Here is a 25,231-nt window from a genome sequence, read left to right as displayed (position 1 = left end):
ACCTTCAGTGGGCTGAAGCCAGATTGCGCGCCAGCCGCAGGCCAAAGCGCAGAGGTGTTCGATCCCAGGGGGTAAAACGCGGGAGTTGCAGCGGATCCGTGTCGCGGCCGGCGGCACCGGCCATGGTGGATACGGCGGCGTCGAACCCACAGGCACGCACCATCTCGACATGCTCCGGCGCATAGTCCTTGCCGGGACGACCGTTGGGATAGGCAAACAGGCGCACGGGACGCCCCACCAGGGCCTCGAGTTCGGCCTTGCCCTCCGCAATCTCCTGCTGCGCGGTCTCCGCATCGGTCTCCGCCAGAATCGGGTGCAGGACCGTGTGCCCGCCGATCCCCATGCCGGCATCGGCCAGCTCGCGAACCTGGTCATCGGTCATCATCAGATCGCCGGGGGGCGTTATACCGAAACGGGCACCCAGCGCCTCGGCGCGACGGCTGCGTTCGGCCAGCGGCCGATATTTGAGGGCCCCGATCAGGGCGTGGATCGTGGCGCGGCGCTGCGCCATGGACTCCAGTGGACGCGTGCCCAGTCCCTCCGGGGCCAGATCCACTGCCATGGAGGGAATCCGGCGAACCGTTTCGATCAGCATGTCGTTGAACATGCAGCCGCCATTCAGATAGCCGGTGGCGACAAAGAACGTTGCCGGCACCCCCTCCTCGCGCAGGATCGGCAACGCGATCTCCGCGTTGTCGGCATAACCATCGTCGAAGGTGACCGCTACGGCCCGGGCGGGGAGCCGGCCTTCCTGCAGGCGCTCGATGGCCTCGTCCAGCGGCAGCGGGTTCATCTCCCTTGCCAGCAGGCGCATCTGCCAGCGAAAGGTCTCGGCCACCGGGTCTTCCGGTCGCAGCGGGTCGGGGTCCGCCAGCACGCGGTGATAGGCGAGGATCGTCAGGCGTGCGCGCCGGCCTTGCGGCGACAGCATGGACAGCGGTACTCGCAGCATGCGCACGATCTCCTGAACCCGCTCGGGGCGTCGGTCGGGGGAGCGCGAACGTACCGGTCAGGATTTTCTTGCGTGATTCAGCCAGTCAGCCACGACGGCCACGATGCGTTCTGCGGCATTGCCGTCCCAGTACTCCGGGATGCGCCCCTGTTTGCCCCCATGGTCCATGACCTCGCGGAAAGACTCCATCAGTCGTTGCGGATCATTGCCTACTAAAATATTGGTACCTTCATCGATCGTGATCGGGCGTTCCGTATTCTCGCGCAGGGTGATGCAGGGCACCCCGAGGGCGGTGGTCTCCTCCTGCATACCGCCGGAGTCGGTGAGCACGACACGGGCATCCTTCATCAGTCCCAGCATCTCCAGATAGCCGGCCGGCGGCAGCACGGCGATCGGTGCCTCGCGCAGCGCAGACTCCAGCCCGAAACCTTGCAGACGGGCCTGGGTGCGGGGGTGCAGCGGGAATACCAGCGGGAGCTCCCGGGCGATGGTCACCAGGCTGTCGACCAGACGCTCCATCACCGGTGCATGATCGACGTTGGAGGGGCGGTGCAGGGTCAGCACGCCGTAGGCCCCGCTGTCGGAAAACGTATCGGCCTCCATCCCGGCCGCCCGCAGGGTCTCCTGCCACGGTACGGCACGGTCCAGGTTGTACAGCTGGGTATCGATCATCACGTTGCCGACAAAGTGCACCCGATCGGGGGCGATACCCTCGCGCGCCAGGTTGTCGCGGGCGTGGCGTTCGGTGATGAACAGCAGATCCGAGATCTGGTCGGTGAGCACCCGGTTCACCTCCTCCGGCATGCTGCGATCGAAGCTGCGCAACCCCGCCTCCACGTGGATGACCCCGACCCCCTTCTTGGCCGCCACCAGGGCACAGGCAATCGTGGAGTTCACATCGCCCACCACGAGAATGGCGCGAGGCTGCACACGGTCCAGCACGCCCTCGAAACGCATCATCACCTCGGCCGTTTGCACGGCATGCGAGCAGGAACCCACCTCGAGGTTGATATCGGGATACGGGATTTGCAGATCGGTAAAGAAGCGCTCGTTCATCGCCGGGTCGTAATGCTGCCCCGTGTGCACAAGCTGCGCCGGTATCTCGGCTTGCTGCAGGGCCCGCATCACCGGGCCGATCTTCATGAAGTTGGGGCGCGCGCCCACCACGCACAGGATGTCGCATTGCGAATCTGTAGACATATAGAGATCCCGTCGACCCCCCGACACGCCGGTTTGGCTGGGGCATTAGCGCCCAATGTAGTTCGAATTGAGGGAAATGGGCATAGGACGAAAGGACGAAATTTGTGCAGATTTTTCATCATTGTCCCGCCATCCATGTTGTGCCTAAGCTCGCAATACCGTGGCTTCCCAGGCGCAAAAGGCACTGACCTGGTGAGACGCCCTGCCACTCAACTCGCTGCACGGAAGAGCCCTCACTCATGCATGCACTCCCCTCATCGGAAGAGATTCGCCTCGGGGTTATCGGACTGGGTTATGTCGGGCTGCCGCTGGCGGTCGAGTTCGGCCGGGTCTGGCCGACCCTGGGATTCGACATCCAGCCCGGCCGCATCCAGGACCTGAAGAACGGCATCGACCGCACCCGCGAGGTCGAGCCGGAAGATCTCGCTGCCGCGACGCAGCTGGACTACACCACGGAACTCGGGGCGCTGCGCGCGTGCAATGTGTTCGTGGTGACCGTGCCGACGCCGATCGATGCCCACCGCCGACCGGACCTGCGCCCCCTGCTCGGGGCCACCCATACCGTGGGCCAGGTGCTCAAGCGCGGTGACGTGGTGATCTACGAGTCGACGGTCTATCCGGGGGCGACGGAGGAAGACTGCGTCCCGATCCTGGAACGGGAATCCGGGCTGACCCACAACGAGGATTTCTTCACCGGCTACAGCCCCGAGCGGATCAACCCCGGGGACAAGGCGCATCGGGTCACCTCCATCAAGAAGGTCACCTCGGGCTCGCTACCGGAGGTGGCGGACTTCGTCGACGCCCTGTATGCGCGCGTCATCACCGCCGGTACGCACAAGGCCGAGAGCATTCGTGTCGCCGAGGCCGCCAAGGTGATCGAGAACACCCAGCGCGACGTGAACATCGCCCTGATCAACGAGCTGGCGCTGCTGTTCGAGCGCCTGGGCCTCGATACGGAAGCGGTCCTGCAGGCCGCCGGGACCAAATGGAACTTCCTGCCGTTCCGGCCCGGCCTGGTGGGCGGGCACTGCATCGGGGTGGACCCGTACTACCTGACGCACAAGGCCCAGGCCGTCGGACACCACCCGGAGATGATCCTGGCTGGGCGCCGCGTGAATGACGCGATGGGGGCGCACATCGCGGACGCGACCATCCGGGCGCTGGTGCGCAAGGGGATCAATCCGGTGGGGGCGCGCATCCTGCTGATGGGCCTGACCTTCAAGGAAAACTGCCCGGACCTGCGCAATACGCGCGTGATGGACATCTACCATACGCTGAGCGGGTACAACACGGAGGTCGTCGTGTTTGATCCCTGGGTCGACCCGGAGGAGGCCGAGCACGAATACGGCATCACCCCGATCACCGCGCCTCCCGAGGCGGACTCGTTTGACGCCATCATCGTGGCGGTGCCCCACCAGGCGTTCCTGGACATGGGAGTGGAGGCGATCCGTGCACTCGCGCACCCGCAAGCGGTCCTGTTCGATGTGAAATCGGTCTTCCCTCGCGAGGCCAGCGACCTGCGCCTGTGACCGCGCGGGCCGCTACCGGGCTGCCGGCCCGACGCCTTCGCGCCGCCCCGGATTGGCCTCGTAGCCGCCCGCGTAGGCCCCGAATCGGGGCTGACTGCGATCGCGGTCGTTGTAGTCGCGACCCAGACCGGGAGGTAGAGGACTTTGGAACTCGGGCAAACCTTCGTACCCCGGCATCCCTTCCAGCGGGAACAGATCGAGCTCCGCAAGCGGCCCGCGCGGGCGCACCAGGTAGGCCGAAGCCCGTTCGAAGCCGGCCTCGTGGTTGATTTCCGTTTGCGCCGTGCGCGCGGCATCAATCGCGGGGTCGGCGAAGACCGCATTCCCGGCAATGACCTGTTCATAGCGCCGATCGCCGGGAACCAGTCGTATCCCGAACTCTCGTGCGACCACGGTGTTGTGGACGATCAGGACATCCTTCGGGATGTGGTTGTGCGGCTGCACGATCAGGGCACTGCCGGCATCGTTGAAAAACAGGTTGTTGTACAGGGCCAGACGGCCTTCGCCCTGAAAGAGGCGCTGGTGGGGGTTCTGGTAGAAGAGGTTGCCGTAGATCCAGTACCAGTCGTGCTGCCCGGGTCCTTCGGGCGGGAAGTGCCCTACCAGCAGGTTGGGCCGCGCGCGATGGCCGCTGCTCGCGCGCTCCGCCTTGCTGAACACATTGTGACGGATGATGGTGGCATGGGGTTCGGTCGGCATCCCCGCGCGCGGGGCTCGCGGACGCTGGTGCTTGATCTGCATGTTGTAGCCCAGGGTACGGCCAATGAAGTTGTGCTCGATCAGGCCCGCGACAAACGGCCCCGTACCATCCGGCCGACCGAGATACATGCCGGTGCCGACATCGCGAATGTCGTTGTGGCGGATGGTCCAGTTCCAGGCGGCGGCACGGGTGGTGATGCCGCTGTTGCCCTGCGAACGGTCGTAGCCGCGTATGGTCAGGTGCTCCAGCGTGATGTCGTGGGCGTATTCACTGTCGTGCTCGACCACGACCCCGGCAATGTTGTGCCCGCCCCCCTCCAGGGTCAGGTGCCGGATCACCAGGTGCGCGGCATTGATCAGGCGAATGGTATTGCTGCCCGAACGACCGCGGAGGATGGCCGGGTCTCCAGAATCCGGGCCGGTGATCACGATTGGCCGCTCGGCCGTCCCGCTAACGCCTCGCAGCACCAGCGGCTCCGGGTATTCGCCCGGGGCGAGCTGAAGATGATCGCCAGGGCGCAGCTGGCGCACGGCACGGCGCAATCCCTCCGGGTCGGTCTGCAGCACGCGGGTCGCGGCTGCGGGGGCCTCGGACGCCCCGCCCGGTCGTGGCATGTCGGCGCCCGCCGTCATCATGGCCAGCAGCATCACGCCCGCCAGCACCCATGCCCGGGACACAAGCGAGTGGAACATTGACCGCCCTGCCGTCATCACCGCACTCCCTGCCCGGGGCCTGCGAAACCAGCCCGCGCTCTGGCGATTGGAGGGGCCATACTCCGGTGTATGCCCCCTTGTCAGGTTAGACCATGTGCGAGCGCGGCAACCCATGACACGCAGACGCGAACCACTGGCCCTGTGGACCTGTGTCATCGGGGCGTGGCTGTCCCTGGGATTTGCCCTCTACCTGACGTTGCTGCCGTTCGAGTTCGGCGGGATGGGTCTGGAGGAGGCGTGGTCACTCTACCGCGACATGAGCCTGCAGGGACCCGGCGCCAGCGGGCGCGCCCAGTTCATGGCCAATGCCATGATGTTCATGCCGCTGGGCTTTTTCTGGATGGCCTGGCTCACCTATGGCCGCAGTCACCTTGTATGGCACCTGGGTGCCCTCGCGCTGGTCGCCCTTCTGGGGCTGGCGGCCACGGCAACGGTGGAGTTCCTGCAGATCTGGCTGCCCTATCGCTATCCGGCCGGGGCGGACATCGCGGGCAATTTCCTCGGTGCGGTGGTCGGGGCCCTGATGTGGTGGGGACTGCACCGGCCGCTGCTGCGCTGGCGAGGCCAGCTCGCAGGCCCAAACCGTGTCATCGTGCCTGCCGTCCTGATCGCCTATGCGATCCTGTACGTCGCGATCGGCCTGGCCCCATTCGACCTGGTCCTGTCCACCGCCGAGTGGAGTCAGCGCCTCGACTCCGACACCTGGGGCCTGTGGGTCGCAGCCGGGGCCTGTACGTCCGATCTTCGCTGTATCTCCGAGCTGGGCCTGACACTGGTAGCCAGTGTGCCCGTCGGGATCCTGCTCGCGTACGGACTCGGACGGCGCCCGCCCGCGAACGGGGCCGTGCTGGTGACCCTGGCCGCGCTCCTGGCCATCCTGCTGGAGGCCCTGAATCTTGCCACGCTCTCGGGGATCGCGGAGGGCCGATCGGCCGTGCTGCGGGGCGCCGGATTTGTCACAGGCATGCTCCTGTACGAGTACCTCTCGCCGCCGCAGGTGATGCAGACCCTGCGGCGTGCCGCGATCCCGCTCCTGGTCGTTGCGACGCCACTCTACGGGGTCGCGCTGCTCGCCCTGAACCACGACCTGGGCCCCTACCAGTGGGACCGGGCGGCCATCTCGGCGCAATGGGCCCAGCTCAATCTCTGGCCGTTCTATTACCACTACTTCGTCGGCGAGACCGTGGCCCTGCGTAGTGCGGCACTGCATGTGGCCATGTACCTGCCGCTGGGCGCGCTGATATGGCTGGCGCAGATCCGGCGCCCGCTGCATCCGCGCCAGTTGCAGTGGCTGGCCGCCCTCGGCGGGCTGCTCGCGGCTCTGCTGATGGAAGGTGGCAAGCTGCTGGTCGTGGGGCTGCGGCCCGACCCGGCCAGCCTGGTCCTGGCCACATTGGCCGCCTGGGGCATGGCGACCGCGCTGCACTTCCTGACGCGCCTTGCTACCGAAGCCAGTACCACGAGCCACACCCGGGCCCGGCCACCCGGTTCGGCGCCAGTCACGGCCGAGCGGTCTACAGTCATCAGCGAACCATCCAGGCGGGAACACGAGCGTGACTAACTCCAGTTTTGAGCAGCGCTGGCGCCAGCGCTTTACCCAGCGCGGCAGCCAGTGCGACGACGACGCTGCAATCGCGGGCTGGACGCCCACCGGGCTGGCCAGCCGGGTGCGGCAGTTCCAGTCGCTCTGGCAGCAGGCCCGTCCCGAAGGGACGCGATGGCTCGATATCGGCTGCGGTGCCGGCACCTATACCCGGCTGCTGCAGGCCGAAGGGCGCAGCCCGATCGGGCTGGACTACTCCGCCCCGTCGTTGCACAAGGCGCGACAGCGCAGCCCCGCGTCGATCGACTGGCTGGCGGCGGATGTCCACCACCTGCCGTTCGCCGATGGCGAGTTCGATGGCGTGCTCTGTTTCGGGGTAATGCAGGCGCTGGCCGACTCACGCCCAGCACTCGCGGAGATGCATCGCGTGCTGCGCCCCGGCGGCGAGATCTGGGTGGATGCGCTGAACGCCAGGACCTGGCCCACCGTGCTGCAGGAACGCCGACGGGTCCGGGCCGGAAAGGCACCCCATTTGCGCTACGAGGCCACCGACTCGCTGCAGGCAGCCGCGCGGGCCGCCGGCCTGCAGCCTCTGGCGTGTTACTGGCTGCCCCTGGTTCCGGGCCGGCTGCACGGGCTCCAGGGCCCGGCCGAGAGCCGCTGGGCGAGGGCCCTTTGGCAGGCATCGCCGTGGATCGCGGAGCGGTTGTGTCACTCGTTCATCCTGCGTACACGCAAAGGGCAAATGTAAAAGGAGGTGACACTCCTTCATGCCACCGGGCGTGCCGGCATTGGCGAACGACCACAAGTGTCAGCGCCTTTTACAAATCACTTCTCAGAAAAGCCCACGCCGGACCCTTGGTATGAGAAAAAGCCTTCCAAACAGCCGATTACATCGTTGTTGATTTGGGGTATAGATATTGCTCTGTGTTTTGGTTGTCGCGGCGAATACGTGCGGCAATAAAAAATATCGCGACGGAATGCGAGGACCCGGGTAACCCGGACTAGTATCAAACCAGGAGTCTGGATTGTCCGCGTCTCCCTGGACGCGATACCGATCCAACCAACGCCCGGTCCCGAAAATTCTGGAGGGACACGATGGAACAAAACGACAACCAGGACTCAAGCCGGCGCCAGGAGGGGCTGGGTACACACGGCCACAATCGGCGGCGTCTGAGCCGGGCGATGCTCGGGGCCACCCCTCTGCTGATGACCCTGCATGCCTCGCCATTGAAGGCGGCCGGTGCGAACTGCATGCCCTCGGGCTGGGCGTCCGGCAATGTGTCGCGCCACGATGGTCCCCAGGACTGCGGCGGCCACTCCCCCGACTACTGGAGCGGGGGCTATGACCCGACGCACGCCAGTCTTTCACAGAATGTAAGTGGCCAGGGCCGTGGCGGCGGCGGTCAACTGTTCAACAGCGCCTCCTTCCACAGCCATCCGGAATGGCGGCTGGCGGTAGAGTCCGGCGTCCTGTTCGATTCGAACTACGGCTTCCCGGGCGTGAGCCGGGGCTTCCAGGAAGAGGAGGGGGACCTCACCATGATCGGGGCCGTCTCCGCTTCGGTGTTCGTGCTGGATGTGCAGGGGGCAGCCGAACGCGAAGTGATCCGCTACGGGACCGCCGCACTGTTGAATGCCAAGTACACCAACGGGTACCCGCTCTCCGAACGCCTGGTCCGGGACATCGTCACCGACACCCTGGAGCATGGCTACTACGAGACCGATGGCGGCGACCGCCTGTACCCCGAGCAGGTGTATCGGTTCCTGGAGAACACCATGGGCCTCCCGAGCTGGGGGTCCGCCTGAGCCATTCATTCCGTAATGGCCGCCGTGATGGCCGGGACCCAGGGGGAACGATATGTCGCGCCGCAGGTGGCAACGGACTGACGGGCTGCAACAGCGCACCCTGGGGCGGGAGTGCGTCGTTTTTCACCCCGGGGCCGGCACCACCCACCTGCTGACACCCGCCGCCGCCGCGCTGATGGACGGCCTGGCCGAGGGCGTGGCAATGGACGAGGCCACCCTGGCGCGACACCTGGGCCTGTCGGCAGACGACGCTGCAGCCGAACTGGGGCGCTGGCTGTCCAGCCTGCAAACGGCCGATCTGATCCAGGAACGTCCCTGATGCGGATCGCGGATCTGGGACAGGCCCGGCTCCAGCGCAGCCTCGCAGGCCGTGGCCTTTATCTGCGCACTGGCCCCTTCACCAGCCGCATCCAGAGCCCGATCGCCAGCGTGGCCCGGGGTATCGAGTCGCTGTACCGGGACTTCGAAGTAGCCGACCACTCGAGTTTCTACGACTTCCACTGCGAGCTGCGCGCACCGCGTTCCCACCGCCGCTTCTATCGGCCCCAGGTCCTGTTTCTCGCCGACCGTCGCAGCGTCTTCAAGCCCCTGGCCTACCACCAGGCCTATCCGATGCTCGAATGGGGACTGAACTGGTGCATCGCCAACCAGGTGCCGCATCGACTGGTGCTGCACGCGGCCGCCCTGGAACGCGACGGGAAGGCCCTGATCCTGCCCGCGCCGCCGGGCTCCGGGAAAAGCACCCTCTGCGCAGCCCTGGCCCATCACGGATGGCGCCTGCTGACGGACGAGTCCGTACTGGTGGACCTGGCCTCCAGTGAGGTTTCCGGACCCGCGCGGCCGGTCAGCCTGAAAAACGACTCGATCCGCGTAATCCGCGATGCCTGCCCCTCGGCGGTTCTCAGCACACCGATCGCGGACACGCTGAAGGGCGCCGTGGCACACATGCGCCCGCCGACGGATGCCGTGCGCCGCAGTCACGAGACCGCCCGGCCCGGGTGGATCGTGTTCCCGCACTACCAGCCAGGCGCCTCTACCCAGCTGAAACCGCGCACGGCGGGTTCCGGGTTCATGCAGCTGATCGCCAATGCCTTCAATTACGCGGCCCTCGGTGCACGAGGCTTTCACAGCGCCGGACGACTGGTCGAACAGTCCGCATGCTTCGACTTTTCCTACAGCCGTCTGGACGAGGCTATAGAGCAGTTCAACAGGCTGGCCGATGGACGCTGACACCGCACTGCGCCTGGCCCTGGCACGGCCGGAGAGCATGGCCGAGCGCACGACGGCCGAATGGGCCCCGCTACTAGCGGCCGCGCGCGAGAGCGCCCTGCTGGGTACGCTCTGGCACCTCGCGGACGACGCGGGCCTGGCGGACGGCCTGCCGGAACCGGTGGCCAGCCACCTCTGGGGCGCCGCCCTGATCGCCGAGCACCGCTCGCAGGCCCTGGCCTGGGAACTGCGCCGCCTGGACAACGGGCTGCTCTCGCGGATGAGTCCGGGTGTCGCGCTGAAAGGGGCGGCCTACCTGGCCGCCGGGCTGCCGAATGCGCGTGGACGGCTGGCCAACGACATCGACCTGCTCTTTCCCCGCAACGAGGTGGAACGGGCCGAGAAGCTCCTGTTCTTCGAGGGCTGGTCGGGCACGCACCACAATGTCTACGACCAGCGCTACTACCGCGAGTGGATGCACGAACTGCCGCCACTGGTGCACCAGAACCGCGGCACCACGCTGGACCTGCACCACAACATCCTGCCGGAGACCTTCCGCGGCCACCCCGATCCCGCACGCCTGCGGCAGCAAAGCCAGGCGCTCCCGGAACCCTTCCGCTTCCGCATCCTGTGCCCGGCGCACCTGGTACTCCACGCAATCGTGCACCTGTTTTCGGAGACGGAATGGGATCGGGGCCTGCGCGACCTCTACGACATCCATGTGCTGCTCAGCCATTTCAGTGCACGTGACGGCGACGCCTTCTGGGAACACTTCGTCGCGGAAGCCGAGGCCCTGAACATCGCCTGGATGGCGGAACGCGCGCTGTGGGCCACGAACCGACTACTGCTGACCGAGATCCCGCCCGAGCCCGTGAAACGGCTGGCCCGGGCACGCGCGGGCATTGCCCTGCGGGGACTTGGCCGTTGGGCGTTCGTGCACGGGCTGCACACGCGCGCCGGCTCGGTCACCCCGCGCCGCGATGCGGTCGCACGGGCCATGCTGTTTCTGCGTGGGCACTGGCTCAAGATGCCGGCCGGCCTTTTGGCGCGACACCTGTTCCACAAGGCCTTTCTCGCCGAGAAACCGGAGACGGCCACAGCCCAGCCGCAGCCGGAACAGCACGGTTAGGGGTCACTGAATCAATCGCCCGCCCGCGAGCGGTACTGTTCCAGCAGGGGGCGAATACGGTCCGATGGGATGGCGTAGGTGATCCCGCTCGGATTGCGCACGGCCGCTTCCCGCCCGCCCTGGACATAGACCTGGTTGATTACTCCGATCACCTCGCCGGTGTCCTTGCGGTACAGGGGACTGCCGCTGTTGCCCGGGTAGGCCGTGGCATCCAGCTGGAAGACCATTGGCGGGGCATTGCGCAGGGCGCGTATGCGGCTGTCATCCAGCTCCGCGGCACGGCGCGCCGGGATCGCCATCGGGGTCATCGCCGAGATGCCCGCGCGATGCGTGGCCGGGTACAGCCCCAGGATCATGCCAATGGGGTAGCCGGTGAACGCGACCTCTTCTCCGACCCGCACCCGGCTGGAGTTGCCGAGTTGCAGCGCGGGAAGGGAGGGCGCGGCGATGCGCAACAGGACGAGGTCATCGCTCGCGGCACGGGCCACGACCTCGGCATGATGGATCGTGTTGTCCCGACCCTGGCCACTGACCACCACCAGCCTTTCGCGGTTGCCCTGGTCCAGACTCCCGGGCAGGACATGATCGTTGGTGACCACCAGACGGCCATCGTCGATCACAAAGCCGGTCCCGAGGTACTGGGCGCGCGGGCTGCGGGTGGGCTGATAGGTCGCGATACTCACCACCGAGGCCTTCACCCGCTCGGCCGTATCGGGCAGCGGATCGGCGAGCGCGGGGCCCGGCCCAACTACCAGGGCGAGCAGCGCAAGCGGTATCGCCATCCACAACGGGGCCCGCGGGCGCCGGTAACGAACGGGCCATCGAAGGCCCCCAAGAAGGTGTCCCCATCCCCACATGCCGCGCCCTCCAGCCCTGTTGCCAACCCTCTAGAGAATAGCGCGCAGAGCACGGCCCGACGGGCCTTGCGGGCATGCAATAACTCAGCCGTGCGGCGGCAAGAAGGAGGGCCAGACTCAGCCCCGACTAGGCGGTCAGTCGAAGACGACGGTCTTGTTGCCGTGGGTGAGGACGCGGCCCTCGAGGTGATAACGCAGGCCGCGGGCGAGGGCCCAGCGTTCCACGTCGCGGCCCACACCACTGGGTCGTTCGGCGTGGGCCTTACCGGTTGCGGAAGGCTGATGCCGGCAAGCTGGAGTGGTCCGTCTGGTGCTGTCTCCCGTGCCAGGATTTCGATCGCACTGGCCCGGGGCGCCGGTGCCATAAGCGAAGCCAGGTCCGCACCGAGGATGTGCGCCCCGGCTTCCGCTTAGTCGAAGTCTTTGCGATCCAGCAGGCTGGCATGCTCCTCGAACAGACGATCACGATTGGCGGCATCCAGGTGCGTATCCACAGGGAGCGTCCTTTACCGAGGAGGTCCCGTTCTCGGCAAGGATGAACGGGGTTGGCGGGTGTCGGAGCGCCAAGGGCGGTGACACCACGGACGGAAAAGTGATCCCGTTCAAAAGCGCTGAATAAGCCTTGGTTTTGTCGGTGCATTGACACATGGCACTACGAGTACCATTTGGAGCCCGAACCAATATGCCGCAACCCAAGCGGTGCTGAAACGACAACTGAAAGGGACTTCGAATGCAGTACCGTTATGCCCTGCCCGTGCTGTGCGCAGGTCTGCTCGCCGCGTGTAATCCCTTCGATGATGACAAGGTCCGCTTCCAGCCGGATGCCGGCGACGAGCGTACCTTCCAGGTGGTCCAGCTGGTCGAAGCCGACGTCGAGTCACCGTTCGGTAACCAGACTGAGCAGTTAACGACCGAGATGCTGGTGAGATACCGGGTCGAGGAAGGTGGCGCCGGTCTGGTCATCCGCACGATCCCGCTCTACTTCATGGCCGGGGACGGCCGTGGCCCTCTGTTCAGTAGTGTTGAGGTGGGCTCCCGCGACCTGTCGGTGCTTGGGGACATCATGTCTGCAGGCTTCCTGGCGGATCTAGACCCCGAAGAAGGGCGAATGACCGGGTTCCGGGCCGCCGACGGTGAGCTCTGGGCCCAGTTCGAGGAGGAGCATCCCCATATCTCCGAGGTCATGGGTGATCTGGAGGAGCAGCTTGGGCAGCCCGGGCTCCTTACCGCCTTGCCGGCGGAGGAGGGTGCCGAACTCACCATGGACGGATGGGGCGAATGGCCTGAACTGGGCGTCACGGTTGCGGAGGTGTCCGACAGTCACGTCACCGTGTTGGTGGAGGCGGAGCGACAGGGTGACAGGGTCTTTGGCGTGATGGTGCTCGACCGGGAGACCGGATGGATGGAGCGCCTGTTCGCCGTGTCCGAGACGGACATGGAAGAGGACCGGTTCAGCGGACGTGTCAGGCAAAGCCTGGCCATGGTGCCGGAGGGCTGGGAGCATGACTTGCCAGGAATGTTTGACCTGGCCCGACACAATGCCGGCCTCGAGCCGGAGTTGGCAGAGCTATGGGAGCCTTATGGCGCTGCCACAGAGGACGCAGCGGCCAGTGCCGATGAAGTTTGGCCCTCCGATATCGGCGTGCTCGACCGCGACAACGGTCGCGAGCTTCAGCTGAAGCTCGAACACCTGATCAACCCGGAAAGCGTCCAGACGTTCGGTCAGATGCGGGTTTCCGACCTGCGGTTGCTGGACAAGCACGGAGACGAGGTGGATCTGGCGGTTCATTCCTCGCCGCCGACGATGCAGTACGGGTTCGATGATTCTCGGCGAATGAGCACCGTGCATACCCTCCATCCGCTGGGCTGGCAGGATATGACCGACCGGCTTCAGGCGGTCGAGGCAATCCAGGCGGAGGCCGCCTGGCACCCGGTCACGGTACATGAAGTTGAAATAAGCCTTGATGACGAGGCCGAAACCCGCGAGGTCGAGACAGGCGGAGCGCGGTTCAAGGTGACGGCCCTGGATGCCGCCGGCGAGTACCGGGTGGACTACTGGGGTGGGCCGGGGCAGCTCTATCCCTGGTGGATCAGCCCGGCTCCGGGTGCAAGAGGAATGCTGCTGAGGACCGAGCCCGATGCCTTGCCAGAATGGTTCGGGTTCGAGGAGGCTGTGATGCTGGATTCGATACGCCATGAATACCAGCGGGTCAGCTTCCATCTCGCCTTCGACGAACCGCCGGAGCAGCTGACCTTGCCCGTTTACAGCCATGCGGATGAGCCGGCCTTCACCCGTTCGCTGCGTTACATGACCCGGGAGCAGCGCCTGGCAGACCTGGATGTCCCACCCCCCGGCTCCAGGCCTCTCTTCCACCAGACCGAAGAGGACTTCGGTTCGGCAGACGGGCGGCTGTCGGACCCGGGCGGTGAGCCGGTGCCTTTCGGAGAAGAAAGCAATCAGCTGCATGTGGTGCTCAGCGGCGATCAGCAGCTCCGTTGTCGGCTCACCGTGGAGAACGATGCGCAGGTTCAGGGACGCGCCCTGGTCTGGACGCCGGAGAGGAGCACCTGGTGGTCCGGTGATGAGGGCGTGCAGTTGCCGCACAGGCAGCGTTACACCCTGCGCACCGAAGATGGACATCACCAGTACTTCTACGACCTGGAGGTCGAGTCGCGGTTGCGTTGCCGCGGCGGCGACGAATGGGTGCCTGTCCGGCACGCTCTGGATGACCGCCCCTGGATGGTGGACCTGCGCGCGCTTCTTGGTGACGAGTTCGATGAGGATCTCGCCATGCGCACACTCCTCACCGATTACCGTTTCCTGGACGCCCAGGGGGAGGCCCTGGGGGTGTTGCCCAATGGCCGGGAAGAGCTGGCAGGCGGATTGGCAGAGGCCAGCCTGTCAGCCTACCTGGAGGAGGAGCATTACATCAGGGTGATGGGAGAGGCCGTGGGTGTCGAACAGCGCGTGGCCCGCGATGAAACCCTCGACCGTCGTTGGACCAGCGAGCTGCCGCCGCTTCCGTGAACAAGCAGGCGAAGGGAACCCTGATCATGAAACATGGCATCCAAACCCGGCTGGGCGCCGTCCTGCTTGCCGCCGTCCTTCTTGCCGGTGCCCCGTCCCTCGCCGTTGCCGATGACCAGCCCGCAGCTCAAAACGAGGGTCACCACCATGAGGCCGAGCGCCTGCCCCAGAGCCATTATCAGGCGAGAGACAGGGAGGGCAAGCACCAGCGTTTCCATGACAATGGCGTACTCGCCGAGGAGGGGCAGTACGAGGCGGACCAACGTGTAGGTGAGTGGCGAAGCTATAACGAAGACGGTGACAAGGTGGCCTTCCGGCTTTACGACCAGGGCCGTCTTGTGGTGGAGCGCCGTTATGACGATAGCGGTGAATTGACCCGTAAGGTGGAACCCTGGGATACGCCCCATGGCCCGGGCAGCCGCATTCGCCGGTTTAGCGAGCAGGAACTGGTGGAAGAGGTGATCGAGACCTACACCGGCAACTGGGCTTCGATCAGGCTGTTCGATGACGAAGGAGCCGTTAAAACCCGGGGAGAGCGGCTGGACGGACAGCGGGTGGGGACCTGGCAGAAGCCGAAAGAAGGGGGCGTGTTGACCCGCCGCTACGACGATCAGGGGCATCGGCATGGCCAGTGGGTTCTCGAAAGCAAATCGGGCGAACGCCTGCAGTGGGGGGCCTACGATCGCGGTGTTTCGGTGGGCGAGTGGCGCTACAGAGACGGTTGGGCCCAGGAGCTTAGCGAGGGTCGGTTTGATGATGCGGGTAACCGGGTTGGTGAATGGCGGGTCTTGAACGAGCACGGTTACGTTCGGCGAAAAGAGTCCTATCGGGAGGGTCGCATTGAGGGTCGGCGGTATCACTTCCGTGACGATGGCAGCCTGGAGCGATATGCGGACTACTCGGGCGGCGAGCAGGTCGGGCCATACACCCACTTCGAACCGGGTGATCGCGATGGCCGTAAGGGCTACTGGTGATCATCCTGGCCGAAGGTCAGTGCTCAGTGGCAATAGCGACCGATGCTGTCGGAATTGAAACAGTCTTCTTTCGATCCATAATGCTATGAGCATTGAGCCGCATTTCGCCGAGCCGGCCGGCGGGGCTCTCTTTTGCAGCGCTTCAATTTGACTATACGCGGGGGCAAGTAGACCACCTTCATGGCCGGTTTACCTCGCGACCAAGGGCGGTTCTCATGTGCTGTTAAGGAGGTGCAGCGGTTGATCGGTTCCGATGTGCCCCGGGCCGGGACACCCAGTTGCGTAACGAACCGACCCTGACGGCGGGCGCCGAGCAGATCGGGCGCTTTTGGGAGATGCGCCGCCAACGTTGAACGCGATCGCCGCACCCGCGAAGCGCCGCTGAATGCCGGCTGGGGGATCCTCTTGCTCTGGGAGTGCGGGCTCAAGGGCCGGACAGTCGAGCACGACCTTCAGTGGGTTGCCGGACTGGATACGGCTTGCCGGGCGCTATTGTGCATGACCAGCCTCCGCGCGGGACGCCGGCGACCATGCTTCCAGGCCCTCCGGCCCGGCTCCCTGATGAGCATGGTGCCAAGTTTTGCAGTGCTTCCGGGCCGTTTCGGTCGGTGGGAAGGCCCGCACGGCTTCCGGCCGCGCGCGAGGTTTCCACCCGGCGTCGCGCCGGGGGCGCTGCGGTGCAGAGGACGGCGTTGGGTCTGTTCAATCTTCGTGAACAAGCCGCTGGATTGAACAGCCGGATACCGGCACAGGAAGGGTCCGGCCGGCGGTCGTCAGTCGAAGACGACGGTCTTGTTGCCGTGGGTGAGGACGCGGCCCTCGAGGTGATAACGCAGGCCGCGCGCGAGGACCCAGCGTTCGACGTCGCGTCCCTTGCGGATCAGATCCTGCACACCGTCGTCGTGGCGGATGCGGGTGACGTCCTGCTCGATGATGGGGCCGGCGTCCAGCTCGTCGGTCACATAGTGGCAGGTCGCGCCGATCAGCTTGACCCCGCGGGCGAAGGCCTGGTGATAGGGGCGGGCGCCGACGAACGAGGGCAGGAAGCTGTGGTGGATGTTGAGGATGCGCTCGGGGTATTCCGCGCACAGTCCCGGCGGGAGGATCTGCATATAGCGGGCGAGCACGATGGTCTCCGGTGCCAGGGCCGCCAGGCGTTCCTGGAGCGTAGCGAAGGCGGCCTCGCGATCGACCTTCGGCACCGGGATGTGCTCGAACGGGATACCGTGGCAGGCGGCCAGCGGCTCCAGGTCGCGGTGGTTGGAGAGGATCGCGGGGATCTCCATCTCCAGTTCGCCGGCGCTCCAGCGCGCGAGCAGGTCGCTCAGGCAATGCGGCTCGCGCGAGGCCAGCAGCACGACTCGTGGACGGGTGTCGGCGTTGTTCAGCCACCAGTCCATGCGCAGCTCGGGTGCCAGGGAGGCCAGCCGCTGCTCGAGCAGGGCCTCGCCTTCGGCCGGCAGCGAGAATACCCAGCGCATGAAGAACCAGCCCGCCTCGTCGTCGGTGTGCTGGGCAGCCTCGGTGATCCAGCCATCGGTATCGGCAATGGCCGCCGCGATGCGCGAGACGATCCCGTGCTGGTCAGGACAGCGAATGCTGAGGCGAAAGCGGGGGCGTTCCATCATGCGTGTCTCGGGATCACGAAGGGTAGCGGGGTGCAGCGCCGAGCATAGCCGATCCGGCACTGGGGCCCCATGCGGAAATCGCCACGGCGCGGCACGCCCCGCGATAACGGTCCCGGGTCAGGCGGATTCGCGGCGCAGGGCGGAGGGAATGGAGAAGGTGACGGTCTCCTCGCGACCGGACAGCTCGGAGACCGCCTCGACCCCCTGGGCACGCAGGAAGTCCAGCACCTCGTTGACCAGGACCTCGGGGGCGGAGGCGCCGGCGGTCACGCCGATACGCTGCTTGCCCTGAAGCCAGTCGGTGTCGATGTCCGACGCGCCGTCGACCAGATAGGATTCGATGCCGAGGCGGGCACCGATTTCGGCCAGGCGATTGGAGTTCGAACTGTTCTTCGAGCCGACGACCAGCAACAGGTCGCACTGTTTCGCCAAATCCTTCACGGCATCCTGGCGGTTCTGGGTCGCGTAGCAGATGTCCATCTTGCGCGGACCCTCGATCTTCGGGAAGCGCGCGGTCAGGGCGTCGATAATCTCGGCGGTGTCGTCCATCGACAGCGTGGTCTGGCTGACGAAGGCGAGGCGGTCGGGGTGGGCGACCTCGAGGCTGGCGACATCCTTGACGGTCTCGACCAGCATCATGCGCCCGCCCTGGGAGTCATCGAACTGGCCGAGCGTCCCCTCGACCTCGGGGTGGCCGGCGTGGCCGATCAGCACCACTTCTCGACCCTCGCGGGCATAGCGCGCCACCTCGAGGTGGACCTTGGTCACCAGCGGGCAGGTCGCGTCGAACACCGTCAGGCCGCGGTTTTCCGCCTCCTGCTGCACGCGCTTGGGCACGCCGTGGGCGGAGAAAATCACCACCTGGCCGTCAGGGACCTCGTCCAGCTCCTCGACGAACTTCACGCCGGCCCCTTCCAGGCGCCCGACCACATGGCGGTTGTGCACCACCTCGTGACGGACATAGAGCGGGGCGCCGTAGATCTCCAGCGCGCGTTCGACGATCTCGATGGCGCGCTCGACCCCGGCGCAGAAACCGCGCGGATTGGCGAGCTGGACCTGCATACTCATAGTGGCTCCCGCGAACTATTGAGGTTCGCTAACCGATACCACATCCACCTCGAAGGTGAACGACTGCCCGGCCAGGGGGTGATTGAAGTCCACGGTGACGCTCTCGTCGCCGACCTCTTCGATGCGGCCCGGGACCGCATCCCCCGACGGGCTGGTGAATTCGTAAATGTAGTCTTTCTGCAGCGGCATGTCCGCCGGAAACTGTGAACGGGGCATCGTCTGCACCGCCGCATTGTCCCGCAACGGGAACATGGCCCCGGCCTCGATCGCAAATTCCCGGTGATCGCCAGGCTCCAGACCCACCAGCAGGTCCTCCAGCCCCGGCAGGATCTCGCCCGCCCCGACCTCGAGGCGGATGGTCTCTTCGTCGGTGCCATCCACGACAAAGCCGCTGTCCAGGATCAGGCGGTAGTGCATCTCCACCGTCGCGCCCTTGGTTACCGTTGTCATGCCTTACCCCCGCGAATCCGTCGGCGAGCCGCTGTGGTCGCCTTCAATAAAAGTTGCCACGATCAGAGTGATCGCGCCGACGACGATGGCCATATCGGCCACATTGAACGCCGGCCAGTGATAACCGGCCCAGTGGAAATCGAGAAAATCAATCACCCGGCCATGGGCGATGCGATCGATCAGGTTGCCGACCGCGCCGCCCAGCACCAGCCCCAGGGCGGTGACCGACCAGCGCGCCTGGCGCGGCAGCCGTGCCAGCCACCAGAGGATCAGCAACCCGATCACGACCGCCACGCCGGACAGGAACCAGCGCCCCCAGCCCCCTGCACCGGCCAGGAAACTGAACGCAGCGCCCGGGTTATAGACCAGGGAGAGATTGAAAAACGAGGTCACCTCGACCGGCGCGTACAGGGTCAGGGCATTCTCCGCCCACCACTTGGTGACCTGGTCCAGCAGCGCAACCACGACCGCAATCAACAGCCCCGGTCGCAGACCCGATTGCGCCAGCCCCATCAGGCGAAGCGCCGGGTCTCGCCCGGGCCCTCCACATTGGTTACACAGCGCCCGCACAACTCGGGGTGGGCGTCATGCTGGCCGACGTCCGGCCGGCGGTGCCAGCAGCGTACGCACTTGGCGTGTTCGCTCTTGTGGGCGACCACGCCAATCGCGGTGCCATCCTCCAGCTCGGCGGTATGCGCCCCCTCGGGGGCGGCTCCGTCCACCAGCCGGGCCTCGGAGGTGATCAGCACAAAGCGCAGTTCGTCCTCCAGACGCGCGAGGCGCCCATGGGCGGCGGAACCCGCCGGCAGGTAGACCTCGATCGCGGCATTCAGCGAGGCCCCGATGCCGTGCTCGTTGCGCGCAATCTCCAGCGCGCGGGCGACATGCGTGCGCACCTCGAGGATGCCGTCCCAGTCCGCGCTGGAGAACTCGGCACCCTCTGGCAACGGGGCGAGGCCCTCGTACCAGGTGGCGAACAGCACGCTGTCCGGACGCTCGCCCGGCAGCAGCTGCCAGATCTCCTCGGCGGTGAAGGTGAGGATCGGGGCGACCCAGCGGGTCAGGGCCTCGGCCACGTGGTACAGCGCGGTCTGCGCGGAGCGCCGCGCGCGCGAGTCCGCCTGCGTGGTGTACTGGCGGTCCTTGATCACGTCCAGGTAGAACGACCCCAGCTCCACCGAGCAGAAGTTGTGCACGCGCTGGTAGATCTGGTGGAACAGGTAGTCGTCGTAGGCCTTCGTCACCTGCTCCTGCACCTGCAGGGCCCGCGCGACGATCCAGCGATCCAGCGGCAGTAGCTCGTCCAGCTCCAGCGCATGCTCGGCGGGATCGAAGCCGTTCAGGTTGCCCAGCAGGAAGCGCGTGGTGTTGCGGATACGGCGGTAGGCGTCGGCCGTGCGGTCGAGGATGTCCTTGGAGATCGCCATCTCGCCGGAGAAGTCGGTCGCGGCGACCCACAAGCGCAGGATGTCCGCGCCCAGGGTGGAGACGACCTCCTGCGGCGCGACCACATTGCCGCGCGACTTGGACATCTTCTCGCCCTTCTCGTCCACGGTGAAGCCGTGGGTGAGCACTGCCCGGTACGGGGCCTCGCCACGCATCGCGACACTGGTCAGCAGGCTCGACTGGAACCAGCCGCGGTGCTGATCCGAGCCCTCCAGGAACAGGTCCACCGGCAACCCGCCCAGTTCCGGGCGCTTCTCCACCACCGTGCTGTGCAGCACACCGGAGTCGAACCAGACATCCAGGGTGTCGTTCAGCTTGATGTAGTCATCGGCCTTGTCGCCCAGGAGCTCCTTCGGATCGAGCTGGAACCAGGCCTCGATACCCGCCTGTTCGATGCGCTGCGCCACCATCTCGATCAGTTCCGGGGTGTGCGGGTGGAGCCGTCCGGTCTCGCGGTGAACGAAAAACGGGATCGGCACACCCCAGTTGCGCTGGCGCGAGATGCACCAGTCCGGACGGTTCACCACCATGCCGTGGATGCGGGCCTCGCCCCAGTTCGGCATCCATCGGGTCTCGGCGATCGCCTTCAGCGCGTCCGCGCGCAGCTCGGCGCGCTCCATGCTGATGAACCACTGCGGGGTGGCACGAAAGATGATCGGCGTCTTGTGCCGCCAGCAGTGCGGATAGCTGTGCTCGAACTTCACCGCCACGACCAGCGCGCCGTGCTCTTTCAGCACGTCAATCACATGGCCGTTCGCCTGGTGCACGTTCTCGCCGGCGAACAGCGGGGTATCCGGCAGGAAGCGGCCATCCGGACCGACCGGGTTGTGCACGGGCAGGCTGTACTTCAGGCCGACCGCGTAGTCCTCCTGGCCGTGTCCGGGGGCGGTGTGCACCGCGCCCGTACCCGTCTCGGTGGTTACGTGGTCACCCAGGATCAGCGGCACCTCGCGCTCCAGGAACGGGTGCTGCAGCATCAGGCCCTCCAGGGCCTGACCCTTGACCCGCGCGACCACGGCCCCCTCGCCCAGCGAGTAGCGCGCCAGGCAGTCCTCGACCAGGGCCTCGGCCAGCAACAGGCGCTCGTTGTCCAGCTGTACCAGCGCGTAGTCCAGCTCCGGGTGCAGGGCCACGGCCTGGTTGGCCGGCAGCGTCCAGGGCGTGGTGGTCCAGATGACCACGCTGATCGGGCCGCGCGAGTCCTTGGCCCCCTCGAAGCGGCGCAGGAAGTCGATGTCGTCGACCACGCGGAAGCGCACATCGATCGCCTGCGAGATCTTGTCCTCGTACTCCACCTCGGCCTCGGCCAGGGCCGAGCCGCAGTCCACGCACCAGTGCACCGGCTTCTCGCCCATCTGCACATGGCCGCGCTTGAAGATGCGACCCAGCGCGCGGACGGTGTCCGCCTCGACCTGGTAATCCATCGTCAGGTAGGGATGGTCCCAGTCGCCCAGCACGCCGAGGCGCTGGAAGTCCGTGCTCTGGCCGTCGACCTGCTCCTGCGCATACTCGCGGCAGGCCTTGCGGAAGGTCGCGGCGTCCACGTCGCGGCCGGCCTTGCCCAGATTCTGCTCGACCTTCAGCTCGATCGGCAGGCCGTGGCAGTCCCAGCCCGGCACGTAGGGGGCGTCGAAGCCCGACAGGGTGCGGCTCTTGACGATAATGTCCTTGAGGACCTTGTTGACCGCGTGACCGACATGGATCGAACCGTTCGCATAGGGCGGGCCATCGGCCAGCACGAAGCGGGGGCGCCCGGCGCAGTGCTCGCGCAGACGGTGGTAGCGATCCTCCGCCTTCCACGCCTCCAGCCACTCCGGCTCGCGCTGGGCGAGGCCGGCGCGCATCGGAAAGGCGGTCTCGGGCAGGTTGAGGGTGTCCTTGTAGGGATTCGGCGGTGCCGGTTTGCGTGCCATGATGTTTTCCGGATCGGCCCTGCGGGCCGGTTTCAGTCGTGTTCGGAGAGTTGCGCGCGGGCGGTCTCGACATCGAGTGCGATCTGCGCGCACAGGGCGTCCAGCCCCTCGAAGCGCTGTTCGCCGCGGACCCGCGCGATCGGTTCGAAGCACACGGCCTCGCCGTAGAGGTCGGGGCTGCCCTCAAGCACATGCGCCTCCAGACGCTGCTCGGTGCCCGCCACCGTCGGACGCCAGCCAATATTGGCGACCGCCGGCAGGGCCTCGCCCGAGGCACGGCGCAGCCAGCCGGAGTAGACCCCGCGCAGCGCCAGAGGCCAGGGCCCCATGCGCAGGTTCGCGGTGGGGAAACCGATCGTGCGGCCGCGCTTGTCGCCATGTGCGACCCGCCCGTGCAACCGGTAGGGCCGCCCCAGCAGTTCGGCCATGCGCGCGAAGTCGCCGTCCAGCGCCGCCGCGCGTACCCGGGTGCTGCTGATCCGGCCCTCGGCATCCGCGACCGTCGGGGTGCCCTCGACACTGAAGCCGAGGCGCTCGCCCTCGCGGCGCAGCAGGGCCTGGTCCCCCTCGCGGCCGCGGCCGAAGCGAAAGTCGTCCCCAACGAGTACATGCTGCGCGCCGAGGCGCTGGTGCAGCACCTCCTCGATGAAGGCGGTCGCCGACAGGCCGGCCAGTTTCGCATCGAAGCGCAGGATCCAGACGGCCTCGAGCGCGGTATCCCCCAGCGTGATCAGGCGGTCGCGCAGGCGCTGCAGGCGCCCGGGCGGGTCCGGGGCCTCGGGCCGGCTGCCGAAGTACTCGCGCGGCAGCGGCTCGAAGGTCATCAGGACTGACGGCGCCTGGCGATCCTGCGCCGCCTCGAGCAGGCGCCCCAGAACAGCCTGATGGCCACGATGCAGACCATCAAAGTTGCCAATGGTCACCACCGCGCCATGCACGGCCGCTGCCGTGGAAGCCCTGCTGTCGGACGGCCCCAGGCCGCGAATCAGCCGCATCGCCCCGATCCCGAGCAAAACCGCAAGTATAACCCGCCAGGCAAAGTCCCGGCATCATTCGCTCGCCTCCCGTAACAGGAAGTGTCGGGGCCGAAGCCCTGCGGCCAGCAGCGTCAGGATCAGCGCGCCGGCCCCGGCGGTGATCAAGCCGGTCAGTGCGAACAGGCGCGTGCCCACCGTCCAGTCCGTCCACTGCCCGAATGATGGCGAGAGAACAGCCAGCACCAGGACCATCACCCCGAGCGCGACGGGCAGCCCCGCACGCAGACGCCTCAGCGCGGGCCCCGGCTGATAGATCCCCTCGCGGATCAACCCGCGATAGAGCAGACCCGCATTAATGTAGGCGGAGGCCGAGGTAGCCAGCGCCAGTCCGGCGTGCGCGCCCGGGATACCGGACAGGTACCAGGGCAGCACAAATGCACCGTTGAGGACGATGTTGGCGAGCATCGCGATGATCGCGATCTTCACCGGGGTCTTGGTGTCCTGGCGGGCGAAGAACCCCGGGGCGAGCACCTTGATCAGGATGAAGCCCGGCAGACCCAGCGCATACGCGGCCAGCGCCATCGCGGCCATGTAGGTGTCCCACTGGGTAAAGGCCTGATACTGGATCAAGGTGGCCAGGATCGGGACGGCGAGCACGATCAGGCCGACCATCGAGGGCAGGGCCACCAGCATCGCCAGGCGCAGCGCCCAGTCCAGCGTGCGCCCGAACGCGGCCGGATCGGCCTGGTTGTACTGCCGCGCCAGGCGCGGAAGGATCACGGTACCGATCGCGATGCCGAACAGCGCGAGCGGCAGCTCCACGAAGCGGTCGCCGAAATACAGCCAGGAGATCGACCCGGCCACCAGGAACGAGGCCACCAGGGTGTCCACCAGCAGGTTGATCTGCACGACCGAGGTCCCGAGGATGGCCGGCAGCATCAGCTTGACGATGCGCCGCACCCCCTCGTGTGCACGACGGAAACGCGGCCGCGGCAACAGCCCCGCGCGCAAAAGGAACGGGATCTGGAAGGCGAGCTGCAAGGCACCCGCGATGAACACGCCCCAGGCCAGCGCGACGATCGGCTCCGCGAACATCGGCGCCAGCCACAGTGCGGCGACAATCAGCGCCAGGTTCAGGAACACCGGGGTAAAGGCGGGGACCGCGAAGCGCCCGATGCTGTTCAGGATCCCCGCAGCCATCGCGGTCAGCGATATAAACAGCAGGTAGGGGAAGGTGATGCGAAGCATCTGCCCGGCGAGATCCTGGCGCCCCTCTTCCTGCGTGGCGAGCCCCGGGGCGAACACCCAGATGAGCAGCGGCGCGGCCAGGATGCCGATCAGCGTGACCACCGAAACCACAGCCATCAGCGTGCCGGCGGTGTGATCCAGCAAGTCGCGCAGGGCCTCGCGACCGCGCTTCTCGCGAAACTCCGCGAACACCGGTACAAAGGCCTGGTTGAACGCGCCTTCCGCGAACAGCCGGCGCAGGAAGTTGGGGATGCGGAAGGCGACGAAGAAGGCGTCGGTCGCGGCCCCGGCGCCGAAGGTAACCGCCAGCACCATGTCGCGCAGATAGCCCATGATCCGCGAGATCATGGTCATGCCACTGACAACGGCGGTGGAGCGGAACAGGCGGTTCATCGCGGGCAGCGCGGGTCCATGCACAAAGGCCGGCAGTGTACTGCACATCGAATACGCCCGGCCGTGCGCAGCGTTCAAAAGGGCGTGCGCCGGCCCTGTTTGGGAGTTATTCGACGCCTCGCAATAACGGAAACGCAGACACAAAAAAGGCCGCCCGGAGGCGACCTTTCCTGGACGACCCGCGAGGGGTCGTCAGCCTTGGGAAGTGCGCCTTACAGGGCGGTCACTTCACCGGCGGCCAGGCCCTTGGCGGTTTCCTGGATTTCGAAGGAGACCTTCTGGCCTTCGGCCAGGGTCTTGAAACCCGAACCGCTGATCGCGGAGAAGTGCACAAACACGTCCTTGCCGCCATCATCGGGGGTGATGAAACCGAAACCCTTGCTCTCGTTGAACCACTTAACAACACCAGTATTCACAACTTGTAACCTCTTAAATGTAACTAACAAATGTGGTCGCGGGATGCTG

Annotated in this window: 21 protein-coding genes and 1 pseudogene; 9 read left to right on the top strand and 13 right to left on the bottom strand. The window is 66.4% G+C overall.

Annotated features, from left to right (window positions below; genetic code table 11):
* Positions 1-4 precede the first annotated feature (4 nt).
* Both F791_RS0106020 and wecB read right to left on the bottom strand, forming a co-directional pair.
* A complete protein-coding gene (locus F791_RS0106020) occupies positions 5-952 on the bottom strand; it encodes a polysaccharide deacetylase family protein (RefSeq protein ID WP_019592325.1) in 948 nt (315 codons plus the stop codon).
* Positions 953-1,009: 57 nt separating this feature from the next.
* Positions 1,010-2,152 (bottom strand): non-hydrolyzing UDP-N-acetylglucosamine 2-epimerase, encoded by a 1,143-nt coding sequence (gene wecB, locus F791_RS0106015; RefSeq protein ID WP_018139533.1) that lies wholly within the window; start codon positions 2,150-2,152, stop codon positions 1,010-1,012.
* A gap of 239 nt (positions 2,153-2,391) precedes the next feature.
* On the opposite strand from wecB, the gene tviB reads away from it, so the two are divergent.
* Complete coding sequence (gene tviB, locus F791_RS0106010; RefSeq protein ID WP_018139534.1) at positions 2,392-3,681, top strand: Vi polysaccharide biosynthesis UDP-N-acetylglucosamine C-6 dehydrogenase TviB; 1,290 nt, start codon at positions 2,392-2,394, stop codon at positions 3,679-3,681.
* A 12-nt stretch (positions 3,682-3,693) separates the two neighbouring features.
* On the opposite strand, the gene F791_RS0106005 is transcribed toward tviB, so the two are convergent.
* The gene (locus F791_RS0106005; RefSeq protein WP_019592324.1) at positions 3,694-5,073 is read right to left on the bottom strand and encodes a hypothetical protein; all 1,380 of its coding nucleotides are present in this window, start codon (positions 5,071-5,073) and stop codon (positions 3,694-3,696) included.
* A gap of 133 nt (positions 5,074-5,206) precedes the next feature.
* Between F791_RS0106005 and F791_RS0106000 the strand changes: the two genes are divergently transcribed.
* The 6 genes from F791_RS0106000 to F791_RS0105975 all read left to right on the top strand — a co-directional run bounded on the left by F791_RS0106000 (position 5,207) and on the right by F791_RS0105975 (position 10,784).
* Positions 5,207-6,655 carry a VanZ family protein gene (locus F791_RS0106000; protein WP_019592323.1) on the top strand — a complete coding sequence of 483 codons (1,449 nt, stop codon included), beginning with the start codon at positions 5,207-5,209 and terminating at the stop codon, positions 6,653-6,655.
* Positions 6,648-7,388, top strand: a complete 741-nt coding sequence (locus tag F791_RS0105995; protein WP_018139537.1) for a class I SAM-dependent methyltransferase — start codon at positions 6,648-6,650, stop codon at positions 7,386-7,388. Before F791_RS0106000 ends, F791_RS0105995 begins: the two co-directional genes overlap by 8 nt.
* A 347-nt stretch (positions 7,389-7,735) precedes the next feature.
* A complete protein-coding gene (locus F791_RS0105990) occupies positions 7,736-8,446 on the top strand; it encodes a hypothetical protein (protein WP_019592322.1) in 711 nt (236 codons plus the stop codon).
* Between the two features lie 52 nt (positions 8,447-8,498).
* On the top strand, positions 8,499-8,765 hold the full coding sequence (locus tag F791_RS0105985; RefSeq protein ID WP_019592321.1) for an HPr-rel-A system PqqD family peptide chaperone: 267 nt from the start codon (positions 8,499-8,501) through the stop codon (positions 8,763-8,765).
* On the top strand, positions 8,765-9,676 hold the full coding sequence (locus tag F791_RS0105980) for an HprK-related kinase A (protein WP_019592320.1): 912 nt from the start codon (positions 8,765-8,767) through the stop codon (positions 9,674-9,676). The genes F791_RS0105985 and F791_RS0105980 overlap by 1 nt, the downstream gene beginning before the upstream one ends.
* Complete coding sequence (locus F791_RS0105975) at positions 9,666-10,784, top strand: nucleotidyltransferase family protein (RefSeq protein WP_019592319.1); 1,119 nt, start codon at positions 9,666-9,668, stop codon at positions 10,782-10,784. The genes F791_RS0105980 and F791_RS0105975 overlap by 11 nt, the downstream gene beginning before the upstream one ends.
* Before the next feature lie 11 nt (positions 10,785-10,795).
* Here the strand turns inward: F791_RS0105975 and F791_RS0105970 are convergent, their stop codons facing one another.
* Positions 10,796-11,566: a S1C family serine protease gene (locus tag F791_RS0105970; RefSeq protein ID WP_018139542.1), complete on the bottom strand. Its 771-nt coding sequence runs from the start codon at positions 11,564-11,566 to the stop codon at positions 10,796-10,798.
* A gap of 210 nt (positions 11,567-11,776) precedes the next feature.
* A pseudogene (locus F791_RS13680) lies at positions 11,777-11,875 on the bottom strand (formyltetrahydrofolate deformylase); the annotation flags it as partial.
* A gap of 496 nt (positions 11,876-12,371) precedes the next feature.
* Here F791_RS13680 and F791_RS0105955 point away from each other — a divergent pair.
* Both F791_RS0105955 and F791_RS0105950 read left to right on the top strand, forming a co-directional pair.
* Positions 12,372-14,669 (top strand): hypothetical protein, encoded by a 2,298-nt coding sequence (locus F791_RS0105955; protein WP_019592318.1) that lies wholly within the window; start codon positions 12,372-12,374, stop codon positions 14,667-14,669.
* Positions 14,666-15,643, top strand: a complete 978-nt coding sequence (locus F791_RS0105950; RefSeq protein ID WP_019592317.1) for a hypothetical protein — start codon at positions 14,666-14,668, stop codon at positions 15,641-15,643. Before F791_RS0105955 ends, F791_RS0105950 begins: the two co-directional genes overlap by 4 nt.
* Positions 15,644-16,416: 773 nt before the next feature.
* Here the strand turns inward: F791_RS0105950 and purU are convergent.
* The 8 genes from purU to F791_RS0105910 form a co-directional block, all read right to left on the bottom strand.
* Positions 16,417-17,271, bottom strand: coding sequence for a formyltetrahydrofolate deformylase (gene purU, locus F791_RS0105945; RefSeq protein ID WP_018175042.1), 855 nt, complete (start codon positions 17,269-17,271; stop codon positions 16,417-16,419).
* Positions 17,272-17,388: 117 nt separating this feature from the next.
* Positions 17,389-18,339 carry a 4-hydroxy-3-methylbut-2-enyl diphosphate reductase gene (ispH, locus tag F791_RS0105940; RefSeq protein ID WP_018993332.1) on the bottom strand — a complete coding sequence of 317 codons (951 nt, stop codon included), beginning with the start codon at positions 18,337-18,339 and terminating at the stop codon, positions 17,389-17,391.
* Between the two features lie 15 nt (positions 18,340-18,354).
* Positions 18,355-18,789, bottom strand: coding sequence for a peptidylprolyl isomerase (locus F791_RS0105935; protein WP_018139548.1), 435 nt, complete (start codon positions 18,787-18,789; stop codon positions 18,355-18,357).
* 3 nt (positions 18,790-18,792) lie between these two features.
* Positions 18,793-19,302 carry a signal peptidase II gene (gene lspA, locus F791_RS0105930; RefSeq protein ID WP_019592315.1) on the bottom strand — a complete coding sequence of 170 codons (510 nt, stop codon included), beginning with the start codon at positions 19,300-19,302 and terminating at the stop codon, positions 18,793-18,795.
* Positions 19,302-22,148: an isoleucine--tRNA ligase gene (gene ileS, locus F791_RS0105925; protein WP_019592314.1), complete on the bottom strand. Its 2,847-nt coding sequence runs from the start codon at positions 22,146-22,148 to the stop codon at positions 19,302-19,304. The genes lspA and ileS overlap by 1 nt, the downstream gene beginning before the upstream one ends.
* A 32-nt stretch (positions 22,149-22,180) precedes the next feature.
* Positions 22,181-23,143, bottom strand: a complete 963-nt coding sequence (locus F791_RS0105920; RefSeq protein WP_018175044.1) for a bifunctional riboflavin kinase/FAD synthetase — start codon at positions 23,141-23,143, stop codon at positions 22,181-22,183.
* 54 nt (positions 23,144-23,197) lie between these two features.
* Complete coding sequence (gene murJ / locus F791_RS0105915) at positions 23,198-24,766, bottom strand: murein biosynthesis integral membrane protein MurJ (RefSeq protein WP_026333003.1); 1,569 nt, start codon at positions 24,764-24,766, stop codon at positions 23,198-23,200.
* A 212-nt stretch (positions 24,767-24,978) separates the two neighbouring features.
* Positions 24,979-25,182 (bottom strand): cold-shock protein, encoded by a 204-nt coding sequence (locus F791_RS0105910; RefSeq protein ID WP_012983920.1) that lies wholly within the window; start codon positions 25,180-25,182, stop codon positions 24,979-24,981.
* Between the last annotated feature and the right edge of the window lie 49 nt (positions 25,183-25,231).

It is taken from the genome of Thioalkalivibrio sp. ALRh (assembly GCF_000381425.1).
GTDB lineage: Bacteria > Pseudomonadota > Gammaproteobacteria > Ectothiorhodospirales > Ectothiorhodospiraceae > Thioalkalivibrio.
The sequence above is the reverse complement of the archived record's forward strand: the minus strand, read 5'-3'. Positions and strand labels throughout refer to the sequence as shown.

Bases quoted from the DNA above. Each gene is read 5' to 3' on its own strand.
- F791_RS0106020 (WP_019592325.1), bottom strand. From the start codon at position 952: ATGCTGCGAGTACCGCTGTCCATGCTGTCGCCGCAAGGCCGGCGCGCA.
- wecB (WP_018139533.1), bottom strand. From the start codon at position 2,152: ATGTCTACAGATTCGCAATGCGACATCCTGTGCGTGGTGGGCGCGCGC.
- tviB (WP_018139534.1), top strand. From the start codon at position 2,392: ATGCATGCACTCCCCTCATCGGAAGAGATTCGCCTCGGGGTTATCGGA.
- F791_RS0106005 (WP_019592324.1), bottom strand. From the start codon at position 5,073: ATGTTCCACTCGCTTGTGTCCCGGGCATGGGTGCTGGCGGGCGTGATG.
- F791_RS0106000 (WP_019592323.1), top strand. From the start codon at position 5,207: ATGACACGCAGACGCGAACCACTGGCCCTGTGGACCTGTGTCATCGGG.
- F791_RS0105990 (WP_019592322.1), top strand. From the start codon at position 7,736: ATGGAACAAAACGACAACCAGGACTCAAGCCGGCGCCAGGAGGGGCTG.
- F791_RS0105985 (WP_019592321.1), top strand. From the start codon at position 8,499: ATGTCGCGCCGCAGGTGGCAACGGACTGACGGGCTGCAACAGCGCACC.
- F791_RS0105980 (WP_019592320.1), top strand. From the start codon at position 8,765: ATGCGGATCGCGGATCTGGGACAGGCCCGGCTCCAGCGCAGCCTCGCA.
- F791_RS0105975 (WP_019592319.1), top strand. From the start codon at position 9,666: ATGGACGCTGACACCGCACTGCGCCTGGCCCTGGCACGGCCGGAGAGC.
- F791_RS0105970 (WP_018139542.1), bottom strand. From the start codon at position 11,566: ATGGCGATACCGCTTGCGCTGCTCGCCCTGGTAGTTGGGCCGGGCCCC.
- F791_RS0105955 (WP_019592318.1), top strand. From the start codon at position 12,372: ATGCAGTACCGTTATGCCCTGCCCGTGCTGTGCGCAGGTCTGCTCGCC.
- purU (WP_018175042.1), bottom strand. From the start codon at position 17,271: ATGATGGAACGCCCCCGCTTTCGCCTCAGCATTCGCTGTCCTGACCAG.
- ispH (WP_018993332.1), bottom strand. From the start codon at position 18,339: ATGAGTATGCAGGTCCAGCTCGCCAATCCGCGCGGTTTCTGCGCCGGG.
- F791_RS0105935 (WP_018139548.1), bottom strand. From the start codon at position 18,789: ATGACAACGGTAACCAAGGGCGCGACGGTGGAGATGCACTACCGCCTG.
- lspA (WP_019592315.1), bottom strand. From the start codon at position 19,302: ATGGGGCTGGCGCAATCGGGTCTGCGACCGGGGCTGTTGATTGCGGTC.
- ileS (WP_019592314.1), bottom strand. From the start codon at position 22,148: ATGGCACGCAAACCGGCACCGCCGAATCCCTACAAGGACACCCTCAAC.
- F791_RS0105920 (WP_018175044.1), bottom strand. From the start codon at position 23,143: ATGCGGCTGATTCGCGGCCTGGGGCCGTCCGACAGCAGGGCTTCCACG.
- murJ (WP_026333003.1), bottom strand. From the start codon at position 24,766: ATGAACCGCCTGTTCCGCTCCACCGCCGTTGTCAGTGGCATGACCATG.